Annotated in this window: 21 protein-coding genes; 14 read left to right on the top strand and 7 right to left on the bottom strand. The window is 43.4% G+C overall.

What is annotated here, in order from left to right; all coding sequences use genetic code 11:
* Positions 1 to 56: 56 nt before the first annotated feature.
* The gene (locus tag L1D50_RS02150; protein ID WP_239965418.1) at positions 57 to 1781 is read left to right on the top strand and encodes a response regulator; all 1725 of its coding nucleotides are present in this window, start codon (positions 57 to 59) and stop codon (positions 1779 to 1781) included.
* On the opposite strand, the gene L1D50_RS02145 is transcribed toward L1D50_RS02150, so the two are convergent.
* Positions 1767 to 2384 carry a hypothetical protein gene (locus tag L1D50_RS02145; RefSeq protein WP_239965417.1) on the bottom strand — a complete coding sequence of 206 codons (618 nt, stop codon included), beginning with the start codon at positions 2382 to 2384 and terminating at the stop codon, positions 1767 to 1769. The genes L1D50_RS02150 and L1D50_RS02145 overlap by 15 nt on opposite strands.
* Before the next feature lie 158 nt (positions 2385 to 2542).
* Positions 2543 to 3418, bottom strand: a complete 876-nt coding sequence (locus tag L1D50_RS02140) for a TraB/GumN family protein (protein WP_239965416.1) — start codon at positions 3416 to 3418, stop codon at positions 2543 to 2545.
* 528 nt (positions 3419 to 3946) lie between these two features.
* On the opposite strand from L1D50_RS02140, the gene ilvG reads away from it, so the two are divergent.
* The 8 genes from ilvG to can all read left to right on the top strand — a co-directional run bounded on the left by ilvG (position 3947) and on the right by can (position 13297).
* Positions 3947 to 5608 (top strand): acetolactate synthase 2 catalytic subunit, encoded by a 1662-nt coding sequence (gene ilvG / locus L1D50_RS02135; RefSeq protein WP_128725867.1) that lies wholly within the window; start codon positions 3947 to 3949, stop codon positions 5606 to 5608.
* The gene (gene ilvM / locus L1D50_RS02130; protein WP_010376329.1) at positions 5605 to 5847 is read left to right on the top strand and encodes an acetolactate synthase 2 small subunit; all 243 of its coding nucleotides are present in this window, start codon (positions 5605 to 5607) and stop codon (positions 5845 to 5847) included. The genes ilvG and ilvM overlap by 4 nt, the downstream gene beginning before the upstream one ends.
* A 20-nt stretch (positions 5848 to 5867) precedes the next feature.
* A complete protein-coding gene (locus L1D50_RS02125) occupies positions 5868 to 6791 on the top strand; it encodes a branched-chain amino acid transaminase (protein WP_102055914.1) in 924 nt (307 codons plus the stop codon).
* 92 nt (positions 6792 to 6883) lie between these two features.
* The gene (gene ilvD / locus L1D50_RS02120; RefSeq protein ID WP_239965414.1) at positions 6884 to 8740 is read left to right on the top strand and encodes a dihydroxy-acid dehydratase; all 1857 of its coding nucleotides are present in this window, start codon (positions 6884 to 6886) and stop codon (positions 8738 to 8740) included.
* Positions 8741 to 8742: 2 nt separating this feature from the next.
* Positions 8743 to 10284, top strand: a complete 1542-nt coding sequence (gene ilvA, locus L1D50_RS02115; protein ID WP_239965412.1) for a threonine ammonia-lyase, biosynthetic — start codon at positions 8743 to 8745, stop codon at positions 10282 to 10284.
* Between the two features lie 68 nt (positions 10285 to 10352).
* The gene (locus L1D50_RS02110) at positions 10353 to 11405 is read left to right on the top strand and encodes an ABC transporter substrate-binding protein (RefSeq protein ID WP_239965424.1); all 1053 of its coding nucleotides are present in this window, start codon (positions 10353 to 10355) and stop codon (positions 11403 to 11405) included.
* Positions 11406 to 11432: 27 nt separating this feature from the next.
* Complete coding sequence (locus L1D50_RS02105) at positions 11433 to 12629, top strand: methyltransferase (RefSeq protein ID WP_239965410.1); 1197 nt, start codon at positions 11433 to 11435, stop codon at positions 12627 to 12629.
* Positions 12629 to 13297 (top strand): carbonate dehydratase, encoded by a 669-nt coding sequence (can, locus tag L1D50_RS02100; RefSeq protein WP_128725863.1) that lies wholly within the window; start codon positions 12629 to 12631, stop codon positions 13295 to 13297. The genes L1D50_RS02105 and can overlap by 1 nt, the downstream gene beginning before the upstream one ends.
* A 66-nt stretch (positions 13298 to 13363) precedes the next feature.
* Here the strand turns inward: can and L1D50_RS02095 are convergent, their stop codons facing one another.
* Positions 13364 to 13633: an accessory factor UbiK family protein gene (locus tag L1D50_RS02095; protein ID WP_010376312.1), complete on the bottom strand. Its 270-nt coding sequence runs from the start codon at positions 13631 to 13633 to the stop codon at positions 13364 to 13366.
* A 191-nt stretch (positions 13634 to 13824) separates the two neighbouring features.
* Here L1D50_RS02095 and rep point away from each other — a divergent pair, with 191 nt between their 5' ends.
* Positions 13825 to 15840, top strand: coding sequence for a DNA helicase Rep (gene rep, locus L1D50_RS02090; RefSeq protein WP_239965409.1), 2016 nt, complete (start codon positions 13825 to 13827; stop codon positions 15838 to 15840).
* Here the strand turns inward: rep and L1D50_RS02085 are convergent.
* The 3 genes from L1D50_RS02085 to elbB all read right to left on the bottom strand — a co-directional run bounded on the left by L1D50_RS02085 (position 15826) and on the right by elbB (position 19903).
* Complete coding sequence (locus L1D50_RS02085; RefSeq protein ID WP_128725861.1) at positions 15826 to 18396, bottom strand: diguanylate cyclase; 2571 nt, start codon at positions 18394 to 18396, stop codon at positions 15826 to 15828. The two genes, rep and L1D50_RS02085, sit on opposite strands and share 15 nt — an antisense overlap.
* Before the next feature lie 218 nt (positions 18397 to 18614).
* The gene (locus L1D50_RS02080; protein WP_128725860.1) at positions 18615 to 19007 is read right to left on the bottom strand and encodes a cytochrome c5 family protein; all 393 of its coding nucleotides are present in this window, start codon (positions 19005 to 19007) and stop codon (positions 18615 to 18617) included.
* A 245-nt stretch (positions 19008 to 19252) separates the two neighbouring features.
* Complete coding sequence (gene elbB, locus L1D50_RS02075) at positions 19253 to 19903, bottom strand: isoprenoid biosynthesis glyoxalase ElbB (protein WP_128725859.1); 651 nt, start codon at positions 19901 to 19903, stop codon at positions 19253 to 19255.
* A gap of 432 nt (positions 19904 to 20335) precedes the next feature.
* On the opposite strand from elbB, the gene polA reads away from it, so the two are divergent.
* The 3 genes from polA to L1D50_RS02060 all read left to right on the top strand — a co-directional run bounded on the left by polA (position 20336) and on the right by L1D50_RS02060 (position 24794).
* Positions 20336 to 23092 (top strand): DNA polymerase I, encoded by a 2757-nt coding sequence (polA, locus tag L1D50_RS02070; RefSeq protein WP_128725858.1) that lies wholly within the window; start codon positions 20336 to 20338, stop codon positions 23090 to 23092.
* A 615-nt stretch (positions 23093 to 23707) separates the two neighbouring features.
* Positions 23708 to 24277, top strand: coding sequence for a YceI family protein (locus tag L1D50_RS02065; RefSeq protein WP_128725857.1), 570 nt, complete (start codon positions 23708 to 23710; stop codon positions 24275 to 24277).
* The gene (locus L1D50_RS02060; protein ID WP_128725856.1) at positions 24264 to 24794 is read left to right on the top strand and encodes a DUF1285 domain-containing protein; all 531 of its coding nucleotides are present in this window, start codon (positions 24264 to 24266) and stop codon (positions 24792 to 24794) included. Before L1D50_RS02065 ends, L1D50_RS02060 begins: the two co-directional genes overlap by 14 nt.
* Positions 24795 to 24818: 24 nt before the next feature.
* Here the strand turns inward: L1D50_RS02060 and yihA are convergent, their stop codons facing one another.
* Complete coding sequence (gene yihA / locus L1D50_RS02055) at positions 24819 to 25457, bottom strand: ribosome biogenesis GTP-binding protein YihA/YsxC (RefSeq protein ID WP_128725855.1); 639 nt, start codon at positions 25455 to 25457, stop codon at positions 24819 to 24821.
* Positions 25458 to 25910: 453 nt separating this feature from the next.
* Between yihA and L1D50_RS02050 the strand changes: the two genes are divergently transcribed.
* The gene (locus L1D50_RS02050) at positions 25911 to 26543 is read left to right on the top strand and encodes a c-type cytochrome (RefSeq protein WP_128725854.1); all 633 of its coding nucleotides are present in this window, start codon (positions 25911 to 25913) and stop codon (positions 26541 to 26543) included.
* The last annotated feature ends 321 nt before the right edge of the window (positions 26544 to 26864 follow it).

Here is a 26864-nt window from a genome sequence, read left to right as displayed (position 1 = left end):
GTAAATAATGCGATTGTTAACTACACTTAAGATTGCGGCTGAGACAACGCTATGAGATGAAAAACAAAAATATGTCGTTAATAAATAAAGTTAAAAATCGTTATATCGGGGCATTATTAGCTATGGCTATCTTGTTATCGATGGCGATGGGGGTAATGCAGTATCTACTGTATCAACAGAGCCAAGACGCACGGGTAATTAATATTGCAGGTATGCAGCGGATGTTGTCTCAGCGTATCGCACTTTTCAGTGCACAAGAGGATAAAAGAGATAGTGAAGCACTGCGCCAAGCGATTGACAAATTTGAGAGTAATCATGACTTTTTAACCAAAATAGAGCGTGGTGAGGCGGTTTATTTAAATGAAGCCCTCGAAGTATTTTACTATCAAGGACCTGTGCAGTTAGATGTTCAGAGTAAAGCTTTTATTACCTTGGCAAGGTCACAATTACAGCAACCAGCTCCTCAATTAGTGGCGCAAATTTTTATCGCATCTCAGCACTTACTTCCAAATCTTGATAATGCCGTTACACTGTTCGAGCAGCACGCGCGAAGTAAAACAGAGATGGTGAGGAAAATAGAGCTGTTAATTTGGCTGCTTGGACTGTTGCTATTGTTTATCGAAGCCAAGTTTATATTTCGCCCAATGGCGCGAGAAATAGCTGAAGCACTTGACAAATTAGAGGCGGCAAGAAAACTTGCCGACGATGCATTACACTCAAAATCACGATTTTTAGCGCGTGTTAGTCACGAGCTAAGAACGCCTTTGCAGGCCATTCAGGGGTATCTGGATGAATACCTAAATAATAAAGATTCTCAGCAATTACAACATGTGAAAAATGCAGCAAATCAATTGGACGTATTACTTTATTCCGTTCAAGACTTTAATAACCTTTCCGAGCAAGAGGTTGTAATTGAGCGCCATCGGGTCGCGTTGCGCGCACTAATAAAGTCAGCCTGTATTGCCTTTCAATTAACCGCACACAAGAAATCTCTCGCTTTTAATCTGGCGTTAAGTAACGAGTTAGATGTGACTTGTTACTGTGACGGTAAGCGTGTTAGTTGGTTAATCAGTGAATTGGTCAATAATGCAACTAAGTTTACCGAATATGGCAGTATTCAGGTGTTTGCAGATCTCATTGTGGATGAAAATGTGTCATTTTTAGAGTTTGTAGTTGAAGATACTGGACCTGGGTTTGACTATCAGCTGTTACGAGAATCTATGCATAGCGAGCACTTTCAAGGCACGCAATTAGGGCTTAAGCGTTGCCAATTACTTTCATCAGCGCTTGGCGGCCGATTAGATTTTATTGCGAAAGAGCCTGCTGGCACGAGAGCAACTCTGAGAGTCCCCATTGAAATTGACAGTCAACAAGCACCTGCTCGTAAGGCGGAGCAGGTGTCAGCTCACATTTTATTGGTGGAAGATAATTTACTAAATGCTCGCGTGATTGAAAAAATGCTTCAGCCCGTAGCTAAACGAGTAACGCATGTTGAACACGGTGGGCATGCCCTTGAAGTATATGAAGTGGGTAAGTTCGATATTGTGCTAATGGATTTAAATATGCCAGTAATGAGTGGCTTTGAAGCCACTCAGCGCATAAGAGCGCTAGATCCAATCGTTCCTATTCTGGTTGTTACAGCAAATACTAATGTAGAGGATTTGGATAAAATTTATGCACTCGGGGCAACGGCTCATTTGTATAAGCCGTTGCAGCCTGATGTGCTGCATAACAAAGTGACGTTGTTATTGGACGAGTGTGGAGACTTAGTCTCGTCTTAACCGGATATTTCCTACACCGACTTCTGCATCGATAGAATACGGACCCTGACCACGATAGTCTGTTGTTGAACCAACTATACTTTTTTCGGAGGTTTCTACGTTGCCAAAACCTGACATTTTCGTTTTACCAACACCTGAATCTAACGACACCTTTTTGAAGTCGCTGGCGGTAGTCTCAATCTTTATTTTCCCTACGCCTACCTCTAAATCAGCAGAATTATTAAGATCTTGAATATCAATTTTGCCAACACCAACCTCTACATCTAAGGCTAGACTGACCGGTACCTTAACTTGCCAAGATAGTTCGTAATCATCAGACTTGATCTCGAGTGATAATTTGTCCCCAGAAGTGTCGCTGGTCAGGGTGGCCTCACTCACATCTGGTTTACCAAACCAACTGTCTGATTCTTTCGGTTCAACCAAAATGTCGACCTCTATGGTGTTGCCATTGTAGGTTTGTAGGTCGATTTTGCCCACGGCAATATCCACTTCCAACTCGGCTAGGTCATTACTTGGAAATGAGGCTGTAATGGTTTTTGACTCTTGTGCTTGTGCAGTGATTGCCACAGCAGCTAATGCTACAACTAACGCTAATTTTTTCATTATTTTTTACCTTCAACGAGAGTGTTTGAAAGGTAAGTCGCAAATAACAATGAAAAGGTTTAAAAAGATTTTTATTTTTTAGGGCGTGTTGATGGAAGTACCTGTTTTCCACGCCCATAAAGTAAACTACTTACCTTTTGGTAAGTTAGTGCTGAGCGTTATAGCCGGGTGACTGAGTAGCCATTATTTTTAAGCTGCTCAACAAGGCCATATTTTTCAACGAGATGTAATGCACCAACGGCAATAAATGTTGATTCATTAGGGAGTTGTTTTTTTAGCATTTCGATCCAGTTATTGTTGCGCTCAATGATCATCAATTGTTCAGCTAATTTGCCGTACTTATCATCCGCAAAGCTTACCTGATAGTAATGGGATAACTTTTCTAAATCGCCGCTTCGCCATGCGGAAACTAAATCCAAGAAGTAGGTATTCAAATCTGACATCTGTGCAAATGTTTCCTTGAGCATAGCGTCACTATGAATACTCAGCTGACTGAACATTTCAAGCTGATATTCTAAGGTTTCAAATTCACCAATTGGGATCTTCTTTTCGTTTGCATAGGCTATTACTTGTTTATCGATGCCATTGGTATCGGTAAATCCAAGTTTTTGATATTCCAGTTGTAGCATAGTTATCATAACAGCCCATGGCTTGTAGCGTTCAAATAAGGCGATATCTATTTGCTTTTTGGAAAAGTAATCTTGTAGTTTCTGATAGACTTCTGCAGAGAGTTGGTCTTTTAGTGTTTGGTTGCTTTTTAACAACATAAATGGCATTGAGCGCTGTTGGATTGCAAATGGAGAAAGTGCCTCTAAGTTCACTTCAACCATGACCCTATCACTGCTCGCAATGGCGCTTTTTACCTTGGTCGGTAAACCTTGCATATGTTTGTCACCGACGTGCACGGTACCAAATAAGTACGACGTTTTGTTGTTTTTTTCTATTTTCCATAGGCCAACTTCTGCGTTGGCGAGATTACTGAAAAAGCTTAAGCAAAGATAAACAAATAACAATGGTGAAAATACTTTACCCATAGTAATGATCCAAATTGGTTGTAAAGGGTCAGTCTGCGATATCGAAATGTGAATGTCACTAAAAAATGAAGTACGTGTAGGCGGTAGAAAAAATTTCATATAGGCAAATCGAGAAAGTAAATTTTTCGTTATATCGAAGCTGAACCAATAGAAAATTCGCATTTTAAAATGTGTGGTTGTTTTGATTCTATAAATTGTGGTTATTTGGTTTTTTTATGCGTTAAACTCAGGTTTTTAATTTTAAATAGCATAGTTTTTTGTGTTGACTTAAGTGTGCAAGGCGCGGTATTAATAGAAAAAGAGGCAGCGCAGTACTTACACTGGATGATTGCCAAGTTTAAATTTACGGAATTAAAGCAATGTTACTAACAGCAACTCTACTAGTCGTGATTATCAACGTGGTGATTATTATTACCGCGGGGGCTAGTTAGTGCTGTAAGAAAAGTATCAGCATAAGCGCCCCCCGCACCAAAAGGTTCGGGGGGCGTTTTCGTTTTAGGGCATAAAAAAGGCAACTGAGAGCAGATCATGAGCAATTCAACAACCGGCGCACAACTTGTTATCAAGGTGCTAGAAGAGCAAGGCGTTAAACACGTATTTGGTTATCCTGGTGGTGCCATCATGCCCATTTATGACGCTTTGTATGGCGCGCCAGTTAAGCACTACTTGACTCGCCATGAGCAAGGTGCTGGTTTTGCTGCTGTTGGGTATGCTCGCAGTACAGGTAAGCTTGGGGTTTGTTTTGCCACATCTGGACCTGGCGCTACAAATCTTATCACCGCACTTGCTGATGCCATGATGGATTCAGTTCCGCTACTGGCTATCACTGGGCAAGTGCCGACCGCTGCTATCGGTTCGGATGCCTTTCAAGAGGTGGATGTACTGGGCATGTCTTTGTCGTGTACAAAGCACAGCTACATGGTTGAGCGAGCGGAAGACTTGGCTGAAGTATTACAAGAAGCCATGTACTTAGCGCAGTCTGGGCGACCCGGTCCGGTGTTGGTCGATATTCCTAAAGATATCCAGTTAGCTAAAGTACCTTTTCATCCTTTTGCTGCGCCACAAGACGAACAGCCGAAGGTTTCGCAAACTGAAGTAGCAAAAGCCAATCAACTATTATGTGACGCTAAACGACCTGTTGCTTACATTGGCGGTGGCGTGCAAAGCGCTGATGCACAGTCACAGCTGATGCAATTTTTAGAAAAAACCCATATGCCGGCCGTATCGACGCTAAAAGCTTTGGGCAGCGTAACGCCAGATTATGATTATGACTTAGGAATGCTAGGTATGCACGGTACTCAAGCGGCGAACCTGGCGGTTCAGCAATGTGACTTGTTGGTATGTATCGGGGCGCGATTTGATGACCGTGTAACGGGGAATTTGGCAAAGTTTGCTGCAGGGGCAAAGGTGATCCATTTAGATATCGACCCTGCAGAAGTGGGTAAACGAAAACCCGCAGCCGCTTCGCTTATTGCAGACTTAAAACAGTCATTGCCGCAACTTGAGTGTGTGGTTACGAATAGCGAATGGCTAGAGACCATCGAAGCACTGCAACGTCAACATGCGTGGCGTTATGACTACCCTGGCGAAAAAGTATTTGCACCGTATTTGTTAAATCAACTGAGCCAAAAGCTACCCAATACAGCGGTAGTTTGCTGCGATGTAGGCCAACATCAAATGTGGGTAGCGCAGCACATGAAATTCAGTCATCCAAGCAATCACTTAAGTAGTGGCGGTGCAGGCACAATGGGATTTGGCTTACCAGCTGCAATTGGTGCACAGATAGCACGTCCAGATAACACTGTGATCACGGTATCTGGCGATGGCTCCATCATGATGAATATTCAAGAGTTAGCAACCATCCGCCGTAATAACCTGCCCGTTAAGATATTGATATTAGACAACCAAAGGCTGGGCATGGTGAGGCAGTGGCAGCAACTCTTTTTTGACGGTCGTTACAGTGAAACCGACCTATCAGACAATCCTGATTTTGTCTCATTGGCTGCCGTGTTCGGTATTCCTGGACAGACAATTACTCATGCAAACCAAGTAGATGATGCCGTTGACGCCATAGTGAATGCGCAAGGGCCCTATATTTTACATGCTTGTATCGACGATAAAGAAAACGTATGGCCGCTTGTTCCACCTGGTGCTGCCAATGATGAAATGATGACGGAGAGCCTTTCATGAAACACCATTTAACCGTTGCAGTAAAACAACAGAGCATCGCAGTGGAGCGCTTTTTACGCGTAGCCAGACATCGCGGATTTCGCTTAACGAATTTGGAATTACAAGGTCAAGATGACTTATTCCACGTCAAAATGACGGTAGATAGTGACAAACCTATCTATTTATTAACCTCACAACTGAGTAAGCTAGTAGAAGTGCAAGCGGTTGACTTGCATACACTACAGAAACAGGCAATTTAGAAGAATTAAGGTAGTTAACAATGACACAAACATCAGAAGTAATTTGGCATAACGGTGAAATGGTTCCTTATTTTCAAGCGACCACTCATGTGCTTAGTCATGCTTTACATTATGGCAGCTCAGTTTTTGAAGGGATCCGTGCTTACGATACGCCAAATGGTCCAGCTGTTTTCCGCTTAACCGATCATATTCAGCGCCTCTTTGATTCTGCGAAGATCTACCGTATGGAAATTCCTTTTACCCAAGAGGAAGTAATTGCAGCGTGTAAAGAGACGATCCGTGCAAATGACTTTACCAATGCTTACCTTCGTCCATTTGCATTTTTGGGTCATGTAGGCCTTGGTTTAAATCCGAAATCACACCGTGCAGACATGACTGTCGCTGCGATGGAATGGGGGGCGTACCTTGGTGAAGAAGGCTTAGCGCAAGGTGTTGATGTGTGTGTTTCTTCTTGGAGCCGCCTTGCACCAAACACCATGCCTACAGCGGCTAAAGCGGGTGGTAACTATTTATCTTCACAGCTTATTTCAGGTGAGGCGAAGCGTAATGGTTATGTCGAAGGGATCGCGCTTGATGTTAATGGCTACCTGAGCGAGGGCGCTGGCGAGAACTTATTCGTTGTGAAAAAAGGCGTGCTTTACACCCCGCCAACCACAGCTTGTATTCTACCTGGTCTTACGCGCGACACTATCATCCATTTGGCGAAAAAACGCGGTTATGAAGTACGTGAAGAGCCGATCGCTCGCGAAGCGCTTTATCTTGCTGATGAGTTCTTTATGGTTGGTACCGCAGCGGAAGTAGTACCTGTTCGCAGCGTAGATAAAATTACGGTGGGTAATGGTGGTAGAGGTCCAATTACGGAAGAGTTACAGCAGGCATATTTCGCTTTGGTTAAAGGTCAAGCTGATGATGAAAATGGCTGGTTAGAGTACGTAAACGAATAATTTTATTGGTCTCGGGGCCAAGCGCCCCGAACAAAAAAGTATTGTAAATTGTGGGAATGAGGAACTCGGCATGACCGAGAAAAAGGTGAAACATGGCTAAATTACGGAGCAAGACAACTACTGAGGGCAGGCAACGCGCGGGCGCTCGTGCATTGTGGCGAGCAACGGGAATGACGGACAGTGACTTCCATAAACCGATCGTTGCGGTCGTGAATTCATATACCCAATTTGTTCCGGGTCATGTTCACCTCAATCAACTTAGCGCATTGATGGCTGATGCGATAACAGAAGCAGGCGGCGTACCTCGCGAATTTAATACTATTGCTATTGATGATGGTATCGCCATGGGTCACGGCGGTATGCTTTACTCGCTTCCGTCTCGAGACTTAATTGCTGATTCGGTAGAGTACATGGTTAACGCTCATTGTGCCGATGCTATGGTCTGTATTTCTAACTGCGACAAGATCACCCCAGGTATGCTACTTGCGGCACTGCGGTTGAATATTCCGGTGATCTTTGTTTCCGGCGGCCCGATGGAAGCGGGAAAAACCCGTTTAGCGGATATCGATTTAAAGTTGGATCTTGTCGACGCTATGGTGAAAGGTGCAGATCCGACGGTGAGTGATGAAGACTCTGAGCAAGTAGAGCGCTCTGCTTGTCCTACTTGTGGTTCGTGTTCAGGCATGTTTACTGCCAATTCCATGAACTGTCTTTTAGAAGCGCTGGGCTTAGCCTTGCCTGGTAACGGTACAACACTAGCGACACACAAAGACCGCCAACAGCTGTATTTAGGCGCAGCAAAGCGCATCATGGCTTTATGTGATGAGTACTATGGTAAAGACAATGAGCAAGTGCTGCCACGCAACATTGCTAACCAAGCCGCATTTATGAACGCCATGACATTAGATATCGCGATGGGCGGTTCATCCAATACCGTGCTGCATTTATTGGCGGCAGCCCAAGAGGGCTTTGTCGATTTTGATATGAATGACATAGATCGCTTATCTCGTAGTACACCCTTTTTATGTAAAGTTGCTCCGGCAACACAACAGTATCATATTGAAGATGTTCACCGTGCTGGCGGCATTATGGCCATCCTTAACGAGCTGGCCAGAGGCGATAAATTAGACTTGTCGGTAGGGCATGTGGCTGGCGGAAATCTAGGTGAAGTTATCGCGCGCTGGAATGCCGCAGACCGTGATAACGAACGGGCACAAACTTTCTATCGTGCGGGGCCTGCAGGGATCCGCACCACCCAAGCTATGAGCCAAGAGTATCGCTGGGATGAGCTCGATTTAGACCGTGAAGGCGGCTGTATTCGCTCCATTGAGCATGCCTTTAGGCAAGATGGCGGCCTTGCAGTATTGAAAGGTAACTTAGCGCCTGATGGTTGTATCGTGAAAAGTGCCGGGGTGGCCGATGAAATGCTGCGCTTTACAGGGCCTGCTGTAGTATTTGAATCTCAAGACGATGCCGTCGAGGGAATACTGAGTGGTCAAGTTAAGAAAGGTGATGTAGTGATCATTCGCTACGAAGGGCCTAAAGGTGGTCCAGGTATGCAAGAAATGCTGTACCCAACTAGCTATCTTAAATCGATGGGGCTAGATAAAGACTGCGCTTTACTTACCGATGGTCGTTTTTCCGGCGGTACTTCTGGACTTTCTATTGGCCATGCGTCTCCAGAGGCTGCCAGTGGTGGCAATCTGGCGCTGGTTGAAAACGGCGATGTTGTCGCTATCGACATCTATAACCGCAGTATTGACGTTAAACTGGACGACACCGAGTTGGCGCTGCGCCATGAAAAGCAACTAGCCCGAGGTAAAGACGCGTACAAACCAGTTAACAGAGAACGTTATGTGAGTCCCGCGCTAAAAGCCTATGCACTGCTAGCAACGAGTGCAGACAAAGGCGCGGTACGTGACTTACAAAAACTAGAGGAGTTAGGCTAGCGATGGTTTCCCAAGAGCTTGATTACTTTAGAGCCATTATTCAGGCGAATGTGGCACCGCTCGTTGAGATAACGCAAGTGAATCAATTAGAGCAAATGTCAGCCCTGCTTGGTAACCAAATTTGGCTGAAAAGAGAGGACCAACAGCCGGTCTATTCTTTCAAATTGCGTGGTGCGTATAACAAGCTACGTCAGTTGCCGAAAGGATCGCGGGTGTATACCGCTTCTGCGGGTAATCATGCTCAAGGGGTTGCACTAAGTGCAACGCATCTAGGTCAGCACGCTACCATTGTAATGCCTGTGACTACGCCAGAGATCAAGGTCAACGCGGTTCGTAAGCTCGGTGGTGAAGTGATCTTACACGGCCATCACTTTGATGCGGCAAAGCAGTACGCGCTAGATCTTTGTGAAGCGCAAAATGGTGTTTTTGTCCCGCCATTTGATGATAAAGATGTGATCATCGGCCAAGGTACGGTGGCGCGAGAGTTAATTCAGCAACTTGATGAACTAGACGTCGTATTTATTCCCGTAGGAGGTGGTGGTTTGCTTGCGGGAATGGCAGTGTATTTGAAGTCACTTCGTCCTGATATCCGTATTATTGGAGTAGAAGCTGAGGACAGCGCATGCCTTAAAGCCGCGCTTGAAGCTGGAAAGCCCGTGGAACTTGAGCGAGTCGGTGGTTTTGCGGACGGCGTGGCGGTAAAGCTTATTGGTACAGAAACTTTTCGGTTAGCACAAAAGTTTTGCGACGAAGTCGTTACGGTTAATGCCGATGAAATTTGTGCGGCGGTTCAAGATATTTTTGTTGAGACGAGAGCAACTGCAGAGCCTTCCGGTGCATTATCAACCGCGGGTTTGAAGAAATGGCTCACGCAAACGGGTGAAAAGGGGCTGAGTGTTGCGGCTATCTTGTCAGGCGCTAATTTAAACTTCGATCGGTTGAGGTATATCGCCGAAAGAACGGCGCTAGGTGCTAAACATGAAGCATTGCTCGGGGTGACTATCCCTGAAGAGAAAGGCAGCTTTAAGCGTTTTTGTCACTCTCTTGGTGGTAGAGCAATCACTGAGTTTAACTACCGCTATGCCGGCTGTGGCGAAGCGCAAATTTTTGTTGGTGTTGGGCTTAGAAATGGTCAGCAAGAGCTAACTGAGTTGACTGCCTCGTTGCATCAAAATGGCTACCTGTTTGATGACTTATCAGATAACGAGTTGGCAAAGTTACATGTGAGGTATATGGTAGGCGGCAAACCGCCGAGCGTCATGAATGAACGTTTGTTACGGTTTGAATTTCCTGAATACCCAGGCGCATTAGCGCGCTTTTTAGACATGTTAGGCTGTAATTGGAATATTACTTTATTTCATTATCGCAATCACGGCGCGGCACAAGGTAATGTGTTGGCCGCTTTTGAAGTAGAGCTTAGTGATTATGAGCGCTTTGATGAACATCTTGCAAAGTTAGCGTATCAGTTTCAAGAAGAAACAGATAACCCGTGTTTTACGCGTTTTTTGCATGGTGAGCAACTGCAAAAGCAAAAGGCTGGATGAAAATCTAATGGCAGCCTGAGTGCCTTAAACTATAGTTAGATATTATCAGCTAAAAACGCAAGGATATGATGTTTCACTACTATGCTGCGTTATCGCTTCTCTTATTTAGCATACAGGCTGCTGCCCTTGAAAAAGTCACCTTACAGTTAAAGTGGACGCATCAATTTCAGTTTGCGGGCTACTATATGGCAAAAGAAAAAGGGTTTTACCATAAGGAAGGGTTAGATGTTCATATTCTTCCTGCCGATCCCAATAACCCTAATGTTGATTTTCGTGTGTTATATGGCCAAGCACAGTTTGGTGTGTTTCACTCGGGCCTACTTAAACAAAGACTTAGTGGCAAACCCTTTGTAGCGCTTGCAGCCATATTGCAGTCTTCTCCTTATTGCTGGATGGTGAAGGCGGACAGTGATATTTATGTTCCTCGTGATTTTCAGGGGAAACGCCTCAGTCATTTAGGTCACACAGAAAACGGCGAGTTGCTCATGATGTTGCAACGCGCTGGCGTCAATACACAAAATATGCGCTTATATTCAGGTGATGAACCTCTTAAGGACTTTATAGCGGGTAAATTTGATGCGATGCAGGTCTATAGCACTAATGAGCCTTATGCAGTGCAGCAAAGTGGTATAGCAACTCGTGAAATTTGCCCAAAGCAATTTGCTCTAAATGTTTATGCGGACATTTTGTTCACAACCGAAGCCATACTAGAAAATCGTCCTGACTTGGTTAAACGATTTCGCCGAGCAAGTTTGAAAGGGTGGCGATACGCAATGTTGCATTTAGAAGAGTCACTCGCAGTGACTAAGGCGCGTTATGCTACCCAAAAATCGATGGCACAGTTGGCGTTTGAAGCCGAGAAGCTGAGGGAGTTCATAAAGGTGGCTAATATTCCAATTGGAAAAATGTCGACGGCAAAATGGCAATGGATAGCGCAGCTATATCACTTAGATATCAGTCAATTTCATGAACATAAGGCGCGTTTTATTTATTCTGAAGTGAAGAATGAACAATCCAATTTATCTTGGGCGCTGATTATTGCTGCCATTCTGACGTTGGTCTGTATCCCCATGTATATCCACTTAATTTTTTCTCGTAAATATCACCAACAATTACGCTAGAATAAGGGTATTGTTTCTCTGACAACTGTGGCTATTGTGGAATCGAGCAAACGCTTTCAACTTTTAGATAAATTATTATTCGATACTCGGAAATATTGGCAGATCGTTGCCTTTGAGCACCTCTCTATTCCTTGGCCACAACTGCAGTCCGAACTTCTGCAGTTAAGCGATGACGCAGTATCCGTATTGGACAATGACACTGATGCCCTTTTTACTTTTTTTAGCCAACACATTCCAGAACTCGAACAACTGAATGCTCTAAGCATTTTACCGCAAAAAATGGGTCACAGAGACGAGTTACCATTTTGGTTAAGTAATGGTATAAAAGGACGCAAATTGGAGCAGTTGCAAGATTTTGTTGCTGCAGTAAACGAAACCAAAGCATCGGTATTAGAGTGGTGCGCAGGTAAAGGTCATTTGGGTCGGCTACTTTCTTATCATGGTGCGCCAGAAGTAAACAGTATTGAGCTTCAAGCGGATCTATGCCGACAAGGAGAAGAAAGCGCAAAGCGGCAAAATCTAAACCTTCATTTTCATTGTGCTGATGTGTTGAAAGATGACACTCATCACCATTTTGTTGAAAATCGTCATGGTATTGCACTGCATGCATGTGGCGAATTGCATCGTGTATTTATGTCCCAAGCTGTGGCGAATGGCATGAAAAAGTTATCGCTTTCACCATGTTGCTATCACTTATTTACACCACCTAATTATCAAGCTATGAGCGTTGAAGCGCAGCAGAGTCAACTCAATTTATCTCATCACGATATGAAATTGGCGCTGCAAGAGACAGTTACAGCGCCTGGAAGAGTGGCACAAGTACGTAAAAAAGAAGTGAGTTGGCGCTTAGGATTTGATGCGCTGCGCAGAGAGCTTACCGCAGATAAACATTATGTGAGTGTGCCTTCGGTCAATAAGGCTATTTTTTCGGGGGCATTTAGTGATTTCTGTTATTGGGCTGCTGAGCAGAAACAACTAATCTTGCCTGATGGAATCGATTTTGACCGATATGAACGTATTGGACGTGAACGAAAACAAGTAACAGATAGAATTGAGTTAGTACGACACGTGTTTCGCCGTGCGATTGAGATCTGGTTGGTCCTGGATAGGGTTTTATATCTGCAAGCAGCTGGGTATGATGTCACCCTTAGTACTTTTTGTGAAAAGTCACTCACCCCAAGGAATATTTTGATACAGGCTGAACGTCAGTCGGAGAACCATTAATGTGTAATACGAGCCCAAGTCCGCTGAGTCACTTACTCGATAATAATAAACAGTGGGCAGATCGCACCAATGCCAGTGATCCTGAGTTTTTCAAAAAGTTATCGCAACAACAGAACCCAGATTACCTGTGGATTGGCTGCTCTGACTCTCGTGTGCCTGCCAACGAGATTGTTGACTTAATGCCTGGAGAGTTGTTTGTTCACCGCAATGTTGCCAATGTCGTTGTGCATACTGATCACAACTGCTTGTCGGTCATGCAGTATGCGGTAGAGGTGCTTAAAGTAGATCACATTATGGTTGTCGGTCACTACGGTTGCGGTGGCGTGCAAGCGGTGCTCGATAATGCTAAGTTTGGTCTTATCGATAATTGGCTGCGTCATGTTGCGGATGTGAAAGAGAAACACCAAGCGATTATCGAACAAGTGAACAAAGAAAAGCAGTGTGCGGCGCTTTGCGAGCTAAATGTGATAGAACAGGTACGTAACGTATGTCAGAGCAATATCGTTCAAGATGCTTGGCAGCGAGGTCAAACTTTGACGGTACACGGATGGGTCTATGGTCTAGCTGATGGTCTCTTGAATGAGGTGGTGAACGCTGTAGAAGATATGGAGCAATTGTCTCTTTGCTATGAAAAGTCTCTGCTTGGCGTGAATCAGCGCTATTGCTAGGGTCAACAGAGCTTGGAGTTTGCGTGCGCCAAAAGCGCACGCTTTACTATCCGAAGCTTTGGTTGCTTATTCCTGCGAGTCGGATGCTTGGCTGGCAAGTTGTGCTTCTAACTGCGCCACTTTTTCTTCAAGTTCAACCAGCTTTTCACGCGTGCGGATCAGCACTTTGCTTTGAATATCAAACTCTTCTCTGCTAACAAAATCCATTTCTGATAATTTGCTCTGGATCGCCTGTTTCGTTCTTGCTTCAAATGTTTCAGCAAGATTCTTTACGCCTTGAGGCATGTTACTGGAAATTTGCTTAGCAATTTCTTCAATTTTGGCTGGATTAATCATCTTCTTACCTTAGCTTGCGAGTCAGTATACACAGTTCATCTTACCTTATGCGTCGCAGACGGAAAAGGTTCGCTTCATAGTTTTACATGGATACGATAAACTAGGGCCTGTTTATAAGAATTCCTCAACCCCTCAGCACTGACAGTTGTTGCCAACATTGTGCCAAGCGAGAAGATAACCGGATTAGTTGCATGAAGCTCAACCCAAAACAAGACGAAGCGGTAAAATATATCAGTGGTCCATGCCTTGTATTGGCAGGGGCGGGCTCAGGTAAAACCCGGGTTATTACCAATAAAATTGCCTACCTAGTGCAGCAGTGTGAATACAAAGCAAAGAATATCGCAGCGGTCACCTTTACCAACAAAGCGGCGAAAGAAATGCGTGAACGGGTGGCACAAACTTTGGGCAAGCAAGAAGCTAAGGGTTTGTGGGTGTCGACATTCCATACATTAGGGCTGGAAATCATTAAAAAAGAGGTCAAGACCTTAGGTTATAAACCCGGCTTTTCCTTGTTTGATGATCAAGACACCAATCAGTTGTTGAGTGAACTCACTGAAAAAGAACTTGAGCGTGATAAAGACTTACTCAACTTGCTAAAGATGCAGATTGGTAACTGGAAGAATGAGCTTATTTTGCCAGAGCGCGCTATTCGAGAAGCGCGAGAGCCACAAAAAGCGCTATTCGCTCAGCTTTATGCGCGTTATCAAACGCAGTTGCGTGCTTACAATGCGTTAGACTTTGACGATCTTATTATGATCCCAACTTTGCTTTTGAATCAGTCGGTTGATGTGAGAGAGCGCTGGCAGCAACGTTTCCGCTATTTGCTGGTGGATGAGTATCAAGATACCAATACCAGCCAGTATCAGTTAGTGAAGCTGCTAGTTGGTGAGCGCGCACGTTTTACTGTGGTTGGCGACGATGATCAGTCTATCTATTCATGGCGTGGCGCTAAACCGCAAAACTTGGTGCTGCTGAGCAAAGACTTTCCGGGTTTGAGGCTTATCAAGCTAGAGCAGAACTATCGTAGTGCAGGTCGTATCCTAAAGGCCGCAAATATTCTTATTGCTAATAATCCCCATGAATTTGATAAACAGCTGTTTAGTGAGCTGGGGTATGGGGACCCGATCCGGGTGATAGCGACTCGTGACGAAGAACATGAAGCAGAGCGTGTGGTCGCAGAGATCATTTCACACAAGTTTATGAAACGTACCAGCTATCGCGACTATGCATTGCTCTATCGCGGTAATCACCAAGCTCGAGTGTTTGAAAAGGCACTCATGACCAACCGTATTCCATACAAAATTAGTGGCGGTATGTCGTTCTTTGCACGCAGTGAAATAAAAGACATCATGGCTTATTTACGATTCCTAGTGAACCAAGATGATGACAACGCATTTTTACGTATCGTCAATACCCCAAGGCGTGAGATTGGTCCTGTGACATTAGAAAAGCTAGGTAGCTTTGCCAACGAACGCCATATCAGTCTATTTGCTGCGTGTTTTGAGTCAGAGCTCGCGGAACGTTTGGCGGGTCGTGGCTTAAATGCATTGATGGGGTTTGCGCGCTGGGTGGTTGAGCTTTCCGACCGAGCAACCCGCGGAGATACCTTGGAAGCGGTAAAAGATATGATCCGAGAAATTAATTACGAAGCGTATCTTTACGAGTCATCACCAAGTGCAAAAGCTGCGGAAATGCGGATGAAAAACGTATCAGAATTATATCGTTGGATCAGTGATATGCTCACGGGAGACGCAGATAACCCCGCTATGGCACTGCCAGAAGTGGTGAGCAAACTCACATTAAGAGATATGCTTGAGCGCAATGAAGAGGAAGATGACTCAGACGCAGTACAGTTATTGACGCTGCATGCGTCTAAAGGTCTCGAGTATCCACACGTATTTATGGTGGGGATGGAAGAAGGCTTGTTACCTCATCAAACGAGTATTGATGAAGACAATGTCGAAGAAGAGCGGCGTTTGGCTTACGTTGGCATAACTCGCGCTCAGCAAACCTTAACTTTGACCTATACCAAGAGTCGTCGTCAATTTGGCGAGCAGATCACCCCTGAGTTAAGTCGTTTTGTACAAGAGTTGCCGCAAGATGATTTACAAATTGAAGGAAAAAAGCCTGTGGCGACACAGGCAGAGCGAATGGAAAAAGGTAAGTCTAACGTTGCGAATTTACGGGCTATGCTAAGACGGGACTGATTCGTTATCGAGGTTTTGGATAAAGGCTTTACGTCCTTTGTTTTTGTCCAGCATCTGCTGTTTACCAAAGAACAACTGCAAGCCGTGCTTTTCCAGTAAGCTTCTAAAGTTTAAAATTGCAGGACCTCTGGCGATGACTTTAACACTTTTCACCTTAGTAACGGCTAAGATCCCTTGTAATTGAACTTCATAGCTCGTTTGCTGTAAGACGCGTTTACTAAACGTCGAGCTTAATAATAGATAAGTAAAATCGACTTGACTGATCAGGGTGAGATCGCAGCGATCTTTACCAAAATTATTCAAGCCAATAGGGATCCCCATATCGGCTAAGGTTCTGAGGTTTAATATCTGCTGGCTAGACGCAAAGCGAATTTCGCTCTCTTCGAAGAGCAAGCAAAGAGCTTTTTCTTGTCGTTTAAGTTGCTGCTTTAGCGCGTCAAAATGTGCGCTTTCTAATAACATTGCAGAGCAACCAAATAGCATATCTTCATCACGGCTATGAGTTATTTCTTGGGCTTTGTTAAGCAGGTGCAGCTCAATTTCAAGCAGCTGAGATTTTTCCGCTGCAAACTTTTTCAGAATATCAAAACTCGTACTACCTAATACCGGATGTTCGCCAAAGGCTTCCAAAAATCCAATTGGCTGAGCGTTATCTGACCAGTTTACGATTTCTGTGCAGCGGAAGTGGGTAGGGAGCTTATCTAAGTGATGCTGCTCTTGCTGTTTATGACCGTTTGAGCTCGCGGTAAGTAGCGGGTGATAAAATTCATATCTGCCACGACCTGCATTCTTGGCATAGTACATTGCAGCATCGGCATCTCTGATAATTTCATCGGTGTTACGATATAATTTATTACTATAGGTAATGCCAATACTGGCACCACTTTGCATACACACACCCTTTAAACAGAAAGGTTGTTGCATGACTTTAATGATACGTTTAGCGACATCTTCCGCCTGCTGACGATCAGTTAGGTGATCGAGTAGGATCACAAACTCATCACCAGCAAGTCTTGCTAGTAAGTCGTGTTCACGAATACATTCGGAGAATGACTGAGCGACCCATACTAGAAATTGATCACCAGCTTGGTGGCCTAGTTCATCATTAATGTCTTTAAACTTATCTAAATCGATAAAAAGAACGGCAAAATTATCTTCGGGATATCGGTGATGCTTTTTCAGCGTTTTTTCGAGCTGAGTTAAAAACAAACTGCGATTGGGTAGACCTGTGAGCGAGTCGTGATGGGCATCATGATAAAGCTGCTGTTCAATTTTTTTACGTTCCTCCATCTGCATCTGTAGATGTAAGTTGGTTTGTTGTAGCTCTTTCGTTTTCTCTGCCACACGGTGTTCTAACTGCTGATGACTAATCTTGAGTGCTTGATTTGCCAAATGGGTTTGCAATACGGTAGCGATCTGATTCGATACAAAAGAGATAAGCTCGACATCATCATAATTAAACTCGTATTTATGATCATAAGCCTGACATGCGATCAAACCAATGACGCCAGTGGCCGTTTTTAATGGGGCACCAAGCCAACTTGTTGCTGCGAGTTTGTGGTTATAGCCAGCTGGGCGCTCTACCGTACCATCGAGTGCAAGGGCTTTGGCGCGTATACTGTCTATTAGCTGGCTTTGTTCTGTTCGAATAACTAGCTCACTATATCCTTTTGCAAAAGGACGAGGCTTATAGCTCGTTTTTTCATCAATGTGATATGGAAAGGTAAGCCAATTCTTTTCTGTATCGTATAAAGCGATATAAAGGTTGTCAGCAAAGGTGATGGAGCGAATAATATCATGAACTTGCTGGTAAACGTCGTCAATATCAGAGAACTGGGTTGCTAGCTCTGAGATTTTAAATAAGATTTGCTGTCTTTCTAAAGCACGCTTGCGATTTTCTATTTCTTTATTTAGTGCTTCATTGCTTTGCATTAGCGCTCGAGTACGGATTTTCACTTCAGACTCTAACAACTCACGCTTTTTAACCCGCTCAATAGCGGTCGCTAAATACAGTGACATGACCTCAAGTAATTCAATTTGGTCATCGCTGTAAGCCTGATCTGCAAGATAGCTTTGTGACACCATAACGCCAATAATCGCACCATCGCGATAGATAGGTACTCCCACCCAGTGCTCTGCTTGGCTACCCATTATTTTAAAGTCACCAGCTTTCGCCCGAGCTAGCATATTGTCTTTGGTGAGGTATACGGTTTCACCGGACTTAAATACAAAGCCCGTCACACCATCTTTAAAGTGATGTGCTTCATGAAGTGGAACAGATATTCCGTCTTTTTCATCGACAAAATAAGATAACTCTAGTGCCTGAGTAAAACGATTTTGTAATACCACATAAAAGCTTTTACTAGGCAAATATTGAGAGAGAATATTATGAATTGCTGGGTACAACAGGGTTAACTCAGCAACAGTGCTCGCCTGTTCTGATAATTGAATTAATGTGTATTGAAGTTGAGACTTTCTTTTATACTTTTTAAGTAAAGACTCTAATCTGGCGGTTCGCCGAGATAGTCTCCTAACCTGTTGTGATGGCTCTTCCAATGACGAAACCAGTTCTTATTGTTGTTTAATTATTGAGCTTAATAGTTTCACTTTTAGCTGTAGTGGTCAAGTGTAAATTTTTCTTTCTTCGTAGGTGAACAAGACAGAATTTTTGCCATGTTAAAGGCGCTTTTATATGTCTATGAAAGAGGTGAAAATGCAGCGTTTTACGCTGCATTTTCAATAACCATTTCGGTTTCAGTCTGTAACCAAAATATTTATTGCTTCGTCATGAAATCAATTGCTGCTGCAATCTCATCATCAGAACAGTCCATGCACGTACCACGAGGAGGCATCGCATTGAAGCCGTTAATAGCATGGTCTAATAGCACGTCAGAGCCTTTTGCTAGACGAGGAGCCCAATCGTCAGCTGTTTTTGGTGCGCCCAGTGCGCCTGTGCCGTGACAAGCAAAACATGCTGCTTGATAAACCTGCTCACCTGAGCGAGGACCTGATGGTTCGGCTTCTGCTGCACTTTCAGCGCCAGCTAAATATACTGAGCCGATAGGCTGAAGACGTTTTTTAATCGCTTCTTCAGTTAGAGAATTGTCGTATGGTTGCGCAACTGCGGCTGTTGATAGCAATAAAAGTGCTGCTGAAAGTTTTTTCATTTACCTTGCTCACTTCGTTTGAACGTGTTCAATCACGATAATGGATGACGGAATTATCGGGATTATAACGCCACCTGTTCATTTATAAAACGTAAACTTGAGTATAAATGGTTAAAACCATTAATTTATTGCGTTAGGGCAAGCTTTTTTGCCTAAATTTGCATTAGCGCAAGGCCGAGATGTGAGTCAGTCGACCTTGACGCATTTTCCTTAATAATACGAGGAAAAACTTGTATCGATCGCTTTTATGCCATTTCGATTAACTTAACTACTGCTTTTTCGATGCCGGTCGCAGCTTCAAGGATTGATGATGCCAGCATATATGCAGGAGTACTAATCACTTTTTCATTGTCATCAACGACGATCTCGGTTACTTCACAATCCACGTGTTTTGCACCAAGCGTATTAATTGCCGCTGCAGTATCAACATCATTACCTATGGTTGCGAGTGTACCTGGTGTATGGATATGGGCGATAAGTGCCGGCGCAATACATAAATAGGCAATAGGTTTTTGCTGGTGATTAAACTCACGACATACGCGTTTTACGCATTCAAGAATCGTAGAATCTGCGCCTTTAAAGGCAAAATCGGAAAGGTTTTTTGCAACGCCAAACCCGCCCGGTAGGACCAAAGCGTCGAATTCATCGGCATTTAATGTTTCCAGATCTGCAATTTCTCCGCGAGCAATACGGGCTGCTTCAACGAGAACATTACGACGTTCATCTTGTTCTTCACCGCTGATGTGATTGATCACATGGAATTGATCAATATTCGGCGCAAAGCATTGATAGCTAGCTCCAGCTTTTTCAAGATTGAGTAGAGTCAACACTGACTCGTGGATCTCGGCACCGTCGAAGACACCACAGCCACTTAAAATTACCGCTACTTTTTTCATTCACTTCTCCTTTCAATGTCACATCATACGCGCTATATGCATAAAAAGAATTATGCACGAATTAAAAAATTATAAAGGATCTTCTATGATCTTTGATCAATTGTGTTAGTATACTCCTCCGCTTGAGAAAATCAGGCTATTTTTTACTCACCCAGTTTGTTAAGCGTGACTAAAAAAATTCTTTATCCACAAAGTGATAAAGATAATAACAATAAAAAAGGCACAAAAAACGCAAGTAAATCAAGGTTTTAATTCTTACTCTGACTTTTCAATCAAAGTTTCGGAGCGATTTTTTGTGTTTGTCTACAAAGTTATCCACAGGTGCAGCACGATTTATCTAAATGATGAGATAACGCGAAACTCGTTTTATCATGTGCCTTGTGGCATCCTTACATTCTACTCCACAAAAGACTAATTTAGGATCCAATATTTATGTCTCAGATCCCTCAAAATCCGTTGATCTTGGTTGATGGTTCTTCCTATCTATTTCGTGCTTATCATGCGCCACCGCATTTAACAAATTCAAGAGGTGAGGCAACTGGTGCGATCTACGGTGTGATAAATATGCTTAAGAGTTTGCTCAAGCAATATCAACCCAGTCATATGGTAGTAGTCTTCGATGCCAAAGGGCCGACTTTTCGCAACGAAATGTATAGCGAGTATAAAGCACACCGCCCACCTATGCCGGATGATCTGAGAACGCAAATTGAGCCCATCCACGAAATTATTAAAGCAATGGGCCTGCCACTGGTAAGTATAAGTGGTGTCGAGGCCGATGATGTGATCGGTACATTCTCTAAAATAGCGTCGGAGCAGAGTCGCCATGTGCTAATCAGCACTGGTGATAAAGATATGGCACAATTGGTCAATGAACATGTCACGTTGATCAATACAATGACGAATACGATCTTAGACCCTGAAGGAGTCGTGGATAAGTTTGGTATTGGTCCTGACTTGATCATCGACTATCTCGCGTTAATGGGAGATAAGGTCGATAACATTCCGGGTGTACCTGGCGTTGGTGAAAAAACGGCATTGGCGATGCTTCAGGGGTTAGGCTCAATTGATTCGCTTTACGAAAACTTAGACAAAATTGCTGACTTAGGTTTTCGTGGCTCGAAAACCATGGCGAAAAAATTAAAGGAACATCAAGAGCAGCTAAGGCTGTCGTACGAGTTAGCCACCATTAAGCTGGATTGTGAAGTAGAGCAAGACTTAGAGCAATTTAAGATAGCTGAGATGGATAAAGATCGCTTAATCGAGCTATATGGTCAGTGTGAATTTAAGCGTTGGTTAGCTGAACTGCTGGATGGTCAGTCACAAGCTGACATCGTTGATGTGGAGGCTGAAGGGTCGGCTCCAGCAGCGGCACAGGTCGACACCCAATACGAGACCATTTTAACAAAAGCGCAGCTTGATGACTGGGTAAATAAGTTAAAAGCGGCCCAGCTCATCGCTTTTGATACTGAAACCACCAGTGTTAACTATATGCAGGCGGATCTAGTTGGAATGAGCTTTGCGGTTGCACCGGGCGAAGCGGCTTACTTACCAATCAATCACGATTATGTGGGAGCGCCCGAGCAGCTTTCTCAAGACATAGTGTTCGAGATCATGGCACCACTACTTGCAGATCCTCAGATCAAAAAAGTGGGTCAAAATTTAAAATATGATCAAAGTGTGCTTGCTCGTGCAGGCTTAGAGCTGCAGGGGATCGCTTTTGATACCATGTTGGAGTCTTACGTATTTAACAGCGTAGGTACTCGCCACGATATGGACTCTTTGGCGCTCAAATATTTAGGCCATAAAACCATTAGCTTTGAAGATATCGCAGGCAAAGGTAAAAACCAACTGACCTTTAACCAAATTGAGCTAGAAAAGGCGGCTCCTTACGCTGCGGAGGATGCTGATATCACGCTGAGACTGCATCAACACCTCTGGCCGTTAATTGAAAAGGAGAATAGCCTTAAGCAGGTGTTTACGGAGATTGAATTACCGCTGCTGAGCGTACTTTCTCGCATTGAACGCACAGGTGTGCACATCGATGGCGATATGCTAGCGAAACAAAGTATCGAGATTGAAAAACGCTTAGGTGAGCTTGAACAACAAGCTTTTGAAATTGCAGGTGAGGAGTTCAACCTGAGTTCAACAAAGCAATTACAAGCGATATTGTTCGACAAACTTGAGTTGCCAGTGATTAAGAAAACGCCAAAAGGTGCGCCTTCAACGGCTGAAGAAGTGCTACAAGAGTTGGCGCATGATTATCCACTGCCAAAACTTATTATTGAACACCGTGGCTTGGCTAAGCTGAAATCAACCTATACAGACAAATTACCAAAATTGGTTAATGCGGATACTGGTCGTGTACACACTTCTTATCATCAAGCTGTTACGGCAACGGGCCGCCTAAGCTCAAGCGATCCAAACTTGCAGAACATTCCGATCCGTAATGAAGCCGGACGTCGTATTCGTCAGGCATTTGTTGCTGACAATAATAAACAAATTGTCGCGGCGGATTACAGCCAAATCGAGCTTAGGATCATGGCACATTTGTCACAAGATAAAGGGTTGTTGAGTGCCTTTGCTGAAGGTAAAGATGTACACAGTGCAACGGCATCAGAAGTGTTTTCCGTGCCGCTTGAGGAAGTAACTTCTGATATGCGCCGCAAAGCCAAAGCAGTTAACTTTGGTTTGATCTATGGCATGAGTGCGTTTGGTCTGTCACGTCAGTTAGATATTCCAAGAAATGAAGCGCAACATTATATGGATATGTACTTTGAACGCTTCCCAGGTGTATTAGAGTATATGGAGCGCACGCGTGAAGAAGCTGCAGATAAAGGGTATGTTGAAACCTTATTCGGTCGCCGCTTGTATCTACCGGATATCAATGCGCGTAATGGCGCTCGCAGAAAAGCAGCTGAGCGTGCTGCCATCAACGCACCGATGCAGGGCACTGCGGCGGATATCATCAAAAAAGCGATGATTAAAGTGGATGAATGGCTACAAGGCTGTGATAGCAATGATATCCAGTTGCTTATGCAAGTGCACGATGAATTAGTGTTTGAAGTACACAGCGACAAAGTTGCTGAATACAGTGAAAAGATCTGTGAGTTAATGAGCGCAGCGGCAACACTTGATGTACCGTTATTAGTTGAAGCCGACAGTGGTGACAACTGGGAACAAGCGCACTAGTTGAAATAAAAATCTACCCGAGTTGCACTAATCAATTAGACTAGTGCAACTTTATTCATTTTTGTTTGCAAGTATACACTAGCAGCATAGCGTCTTAATTTTGTAGCTCCTGTTAATCTCTAGTAACAAAAAACAAATTAACGTTGAAAGTTTATCAAATTGGCTTAAGTTTTGCTTTTTGGTGTTTATTTCTGGACGTCTATTTGTTAGAGTTCGCGCCGTCCTCATCCTGTAGGACATCCTGTTGATGATGTATCTCTCGAAAGAGGATACAGTGTATTGATAGCTTCTCCCCAGATTGCTATAGCGGCTCGTAATTTTTACGGGCCGTCTTTTTCTTTTCTCCCCAAAGATGATACCAATTGATGTAACTACCCAATCAATCTACAGGTGAAACTGTTATTAGCTTCGCTAAAAATTTTTCGTCTAGGATAACTAAATCACAAAATTTTTGCTTGGCTACTAAAGCTATTTTCCCGCTGTAAAATGAATATCATGAGCATAAAAGTATTCCAACATAACGACGAGTTTATGATTAAAGGTTTATTTAATTTGCACTGCGTTTTACACTGAGCGCTCAAATGCAATTCACTCTCATTTCATAAGGAAGTCGTCATGCTAAAGTACCTTCTTTTAGGTAGTGCACTTATTTCTTCTCAGGCGTTTGCTGCTTGGCAATTCAATCAACAACAAAGCGATGTTAGCTTTGTGTCTGTGAAACAGACTAGTGTTGCAGAAGTACATCATTTTAAAACGATAGATAGCACACTATCTGCTAAAGGCGAACTTGAGGTTAATATTGACTTGGCAAGCGTTGAAACGATGATCCCGATCCGTAATGAACGCATGCAAAAGATGCTGTTCAACGTAGCGCAACACCCAAAGGCTAAAGTTAATGCTGATGTTTCAGAGGTACTTGCTAAACTTAAAGTTGGTACACAAAAAATCAATGATGTAACAGCAACATTGACACTGCATGGTCAGATCCAAAAGATCAGCTTAGACTTATTGATAACGAAAAGTGCTAATGGCTTGGTGGTTACGCCAGTACATGCGTTTATTCTCGATTCTAAGCAGTTTGGGTTAGATAAGGGGATTGAAGCGCTACGAGAAATTGCGGGTCTGAAGACTATCGCGACTAGCGTGCCTGTTAGCTTCAACTTGGTTTTTGATGAACAAAATTGATGCGTTAATCAAACAGTATGTTACGACTCATGCGCCGACCGAAAATTGGTCGGCGCCGTCGTGCGGTTTTTCTGATATCAAAATTGCAGCGGATGGTCGTTGGTTTCATCAAGGGCGTGAAATTAAACGGCAATCGCTAGTAGCCTTGTTTGCAAGTGTCTTAACCTTTGATGGTCAACAGTACTGGTTAAAAACCCCAGCAGAAAGTTGTGAGGTTGAAGTACTTGCTCATCCTTTTATTATCGAGCAATGGCGTTACTGCGATGAAGCATCGGCTTTGGGGTTATCACCTTGTATTATTGCGATAGACAATTTAGGTCGTGAGTGGCCCATTTGTGATGTGTTTCCATTGGCGCTTGAGCAAGTTAATGGGGGAGATATTCCATTTCTCACACTCAATTATGGTTTAACTGCTAGAGTTTCACGAAATGTCTATTATCAGTGGGCTGAATTGCTCGAGGAAGATGAAAAAGGCTTTTATCTGATGTCGGCCAAGACGCGCTTTTATCTTAGCTAAGCGCGCCCTGTGTTTACGTTTTGATTATTCGCTCGCTTCCTCTTGAGCTTCTTTCACAAACGGACCTAAGTACCAATCATCCAATTTCCACGCCAGTTCGTTTAATCCAATGCCCTTTAAAGAAGAAAACGCATGAACGGTGATGTCACCGTCGATTTCAGATAGAGCACGACGTACTTGTAGTACTTCTGCTTTACGTTTACCTTGCTTTAGCTTATCGGCTTTAGTCAACAAGGCCAATACCGGTATATTACTGCTGGTTGCCCAATTGATGAGATCCATATCGAGATCTTTGAGAGGGTGACGAATATCCATCAATACCACAATTCCTTTTAGGCATTTGCGGCGTTGTAAATATTCACCTAGCGCTTTTTGCCATTTCTTCTTCATCTCTAATGGGACTTTCGCAAAGCCATAGCCCGGTAAATCAATCAAACGCTGATCTTCGCCTAGAGAAAAAGTATTTATAAGTTGAGTTCGACCAGGTGTTTTACTGGTGCGTGCCAGTTTTTGGTCTGTAAGCGTATTGAGTGCGCTCGACTTACCAGCATTAGAACGACCCGCAAAAGCAACTTCAATTCCAGTGTCTGGTGGCAGTTTACTGATATCTGGGGCACTTGTGATAAATTGTGCCTGATTGTATTTTACGCGAGATTTTAGCACGCTGACTCCTAACTGATTAAACTTTCGCGGATGGAATTGCGTATTTTATAACAGTATGGCGGAAACCAAAAGTACTGTGGGGTTTGTTCTAAACGCTGCTTTTATCGCAAATTGGCCGAAGCCTCGTCCTAATATTAATTAATCTAGGTCAAGTCCCTATAAATTATAAGCTTAATATGGGCAGAAAACGTGCCAGAGAAAGTAATATCGTGTAGAATGTAGGAATTGCAATGTCAATCTAAAGTGTATACCTATCAGTAGTCACTACTGAGCAAGGCGTATTTAGATGGATCGGTGCTGTTTGGCGTTATATTTGCTAAGTTTGCATGTATGATTCATCTGATTAACATAACAACCTAATTAGTACTGATTGGTATTATTTGCCCGAGCAATAAAGAGAGCGACTTTGTTCGCGAGGGTACAAATTACAGGGTCGGAAACAGAGAATTTACCATGAAAAAAATAGCATTAACTTTAACAATGTTGCTTGGTACGTTGTCAGCAAGCAACGCATCGGCATTCGATGGTGACGCAGAAGCAGGTAAAGCAAAGTCTGCAACGTGTGCAGCATGTCACGGTCCAGATGGCAATGCCCCTGTGACTATGTATCCTAAAATCGCAGGTCAGCATGCAGATTATATCTACAAGCAGCTACAAGAGTTTAAGCTAGGTATGACGTCTGGTGGTAAAGAAGGGCGCATGGATCCTGTGATGAGTGGTATGGCTATGCCGCTATCAGATCAAGATATGAAAGACTTAGCTGCGTATTTCTCTTCTTTATCTATGTCTGCGGGTTCAACGCCTGAAGATGTTGTTGCTGCGGGTCAGCAGCTTTATAAAGCTGGTGATGCAGAACGTGGCATTCCATCTTGTGCTGCATGTCACGGTCCTCGTGGTAACGGTACTTCTTTAGCTAAATTCCCTAAAGTGTCATTCCAGCATCCTGAATACATCAAGGCACAGCTTGAAAAGTTCCGTGATGGTACTCGCAACAATGATATGAACGGTATGATGCGTGATATCGCGAAGAAGCTGACAGACAAAGACATCGAAGTATTATCTAAGTACTTAGGTGGTCTACACTAAAGTCGTATAGTGAGTTTACCTCTCTCAGGGTAAACTCTTACTATTGAAAAAAGGGCAGCATAGGCTGCCTTTTTTTGTTGTTACCTTTGTGAGATATATCTCACTTTTCTTGTAAGATATCTGCTTGGGCTATATGTGAGTTTTAGCTTATTTTTAAGTTTTTGTTCAGTGTAAGTTTATGTAATTCATCTTTTTTCTGTTTAATTAAAAAAATTAAGGTAAGAAATTTGTTATTAAACAGTTGTAACTCAAGCTCTTTTTCTGTTTAATTAAAAAAATTAAGGTAAGAAATTTGTTATTAAACAGTTGTAACTCAAGCTC

It is taken from the genome of Pseudoalteromonas sp. Isolate6, assembly GCF_022398435.1.
Lineage (GTDB): Bacteria > Pseudomonadota > Gammaproteobacteria > Enterobacterales > Alteromonadaceae > Pseudoalteromonas > Pseudoalteromonas galatheae.
Note: the sequence above shows the minus strand (reverse complement) of the source record. Positions and strands in the feature narration are given on the sequence as shown.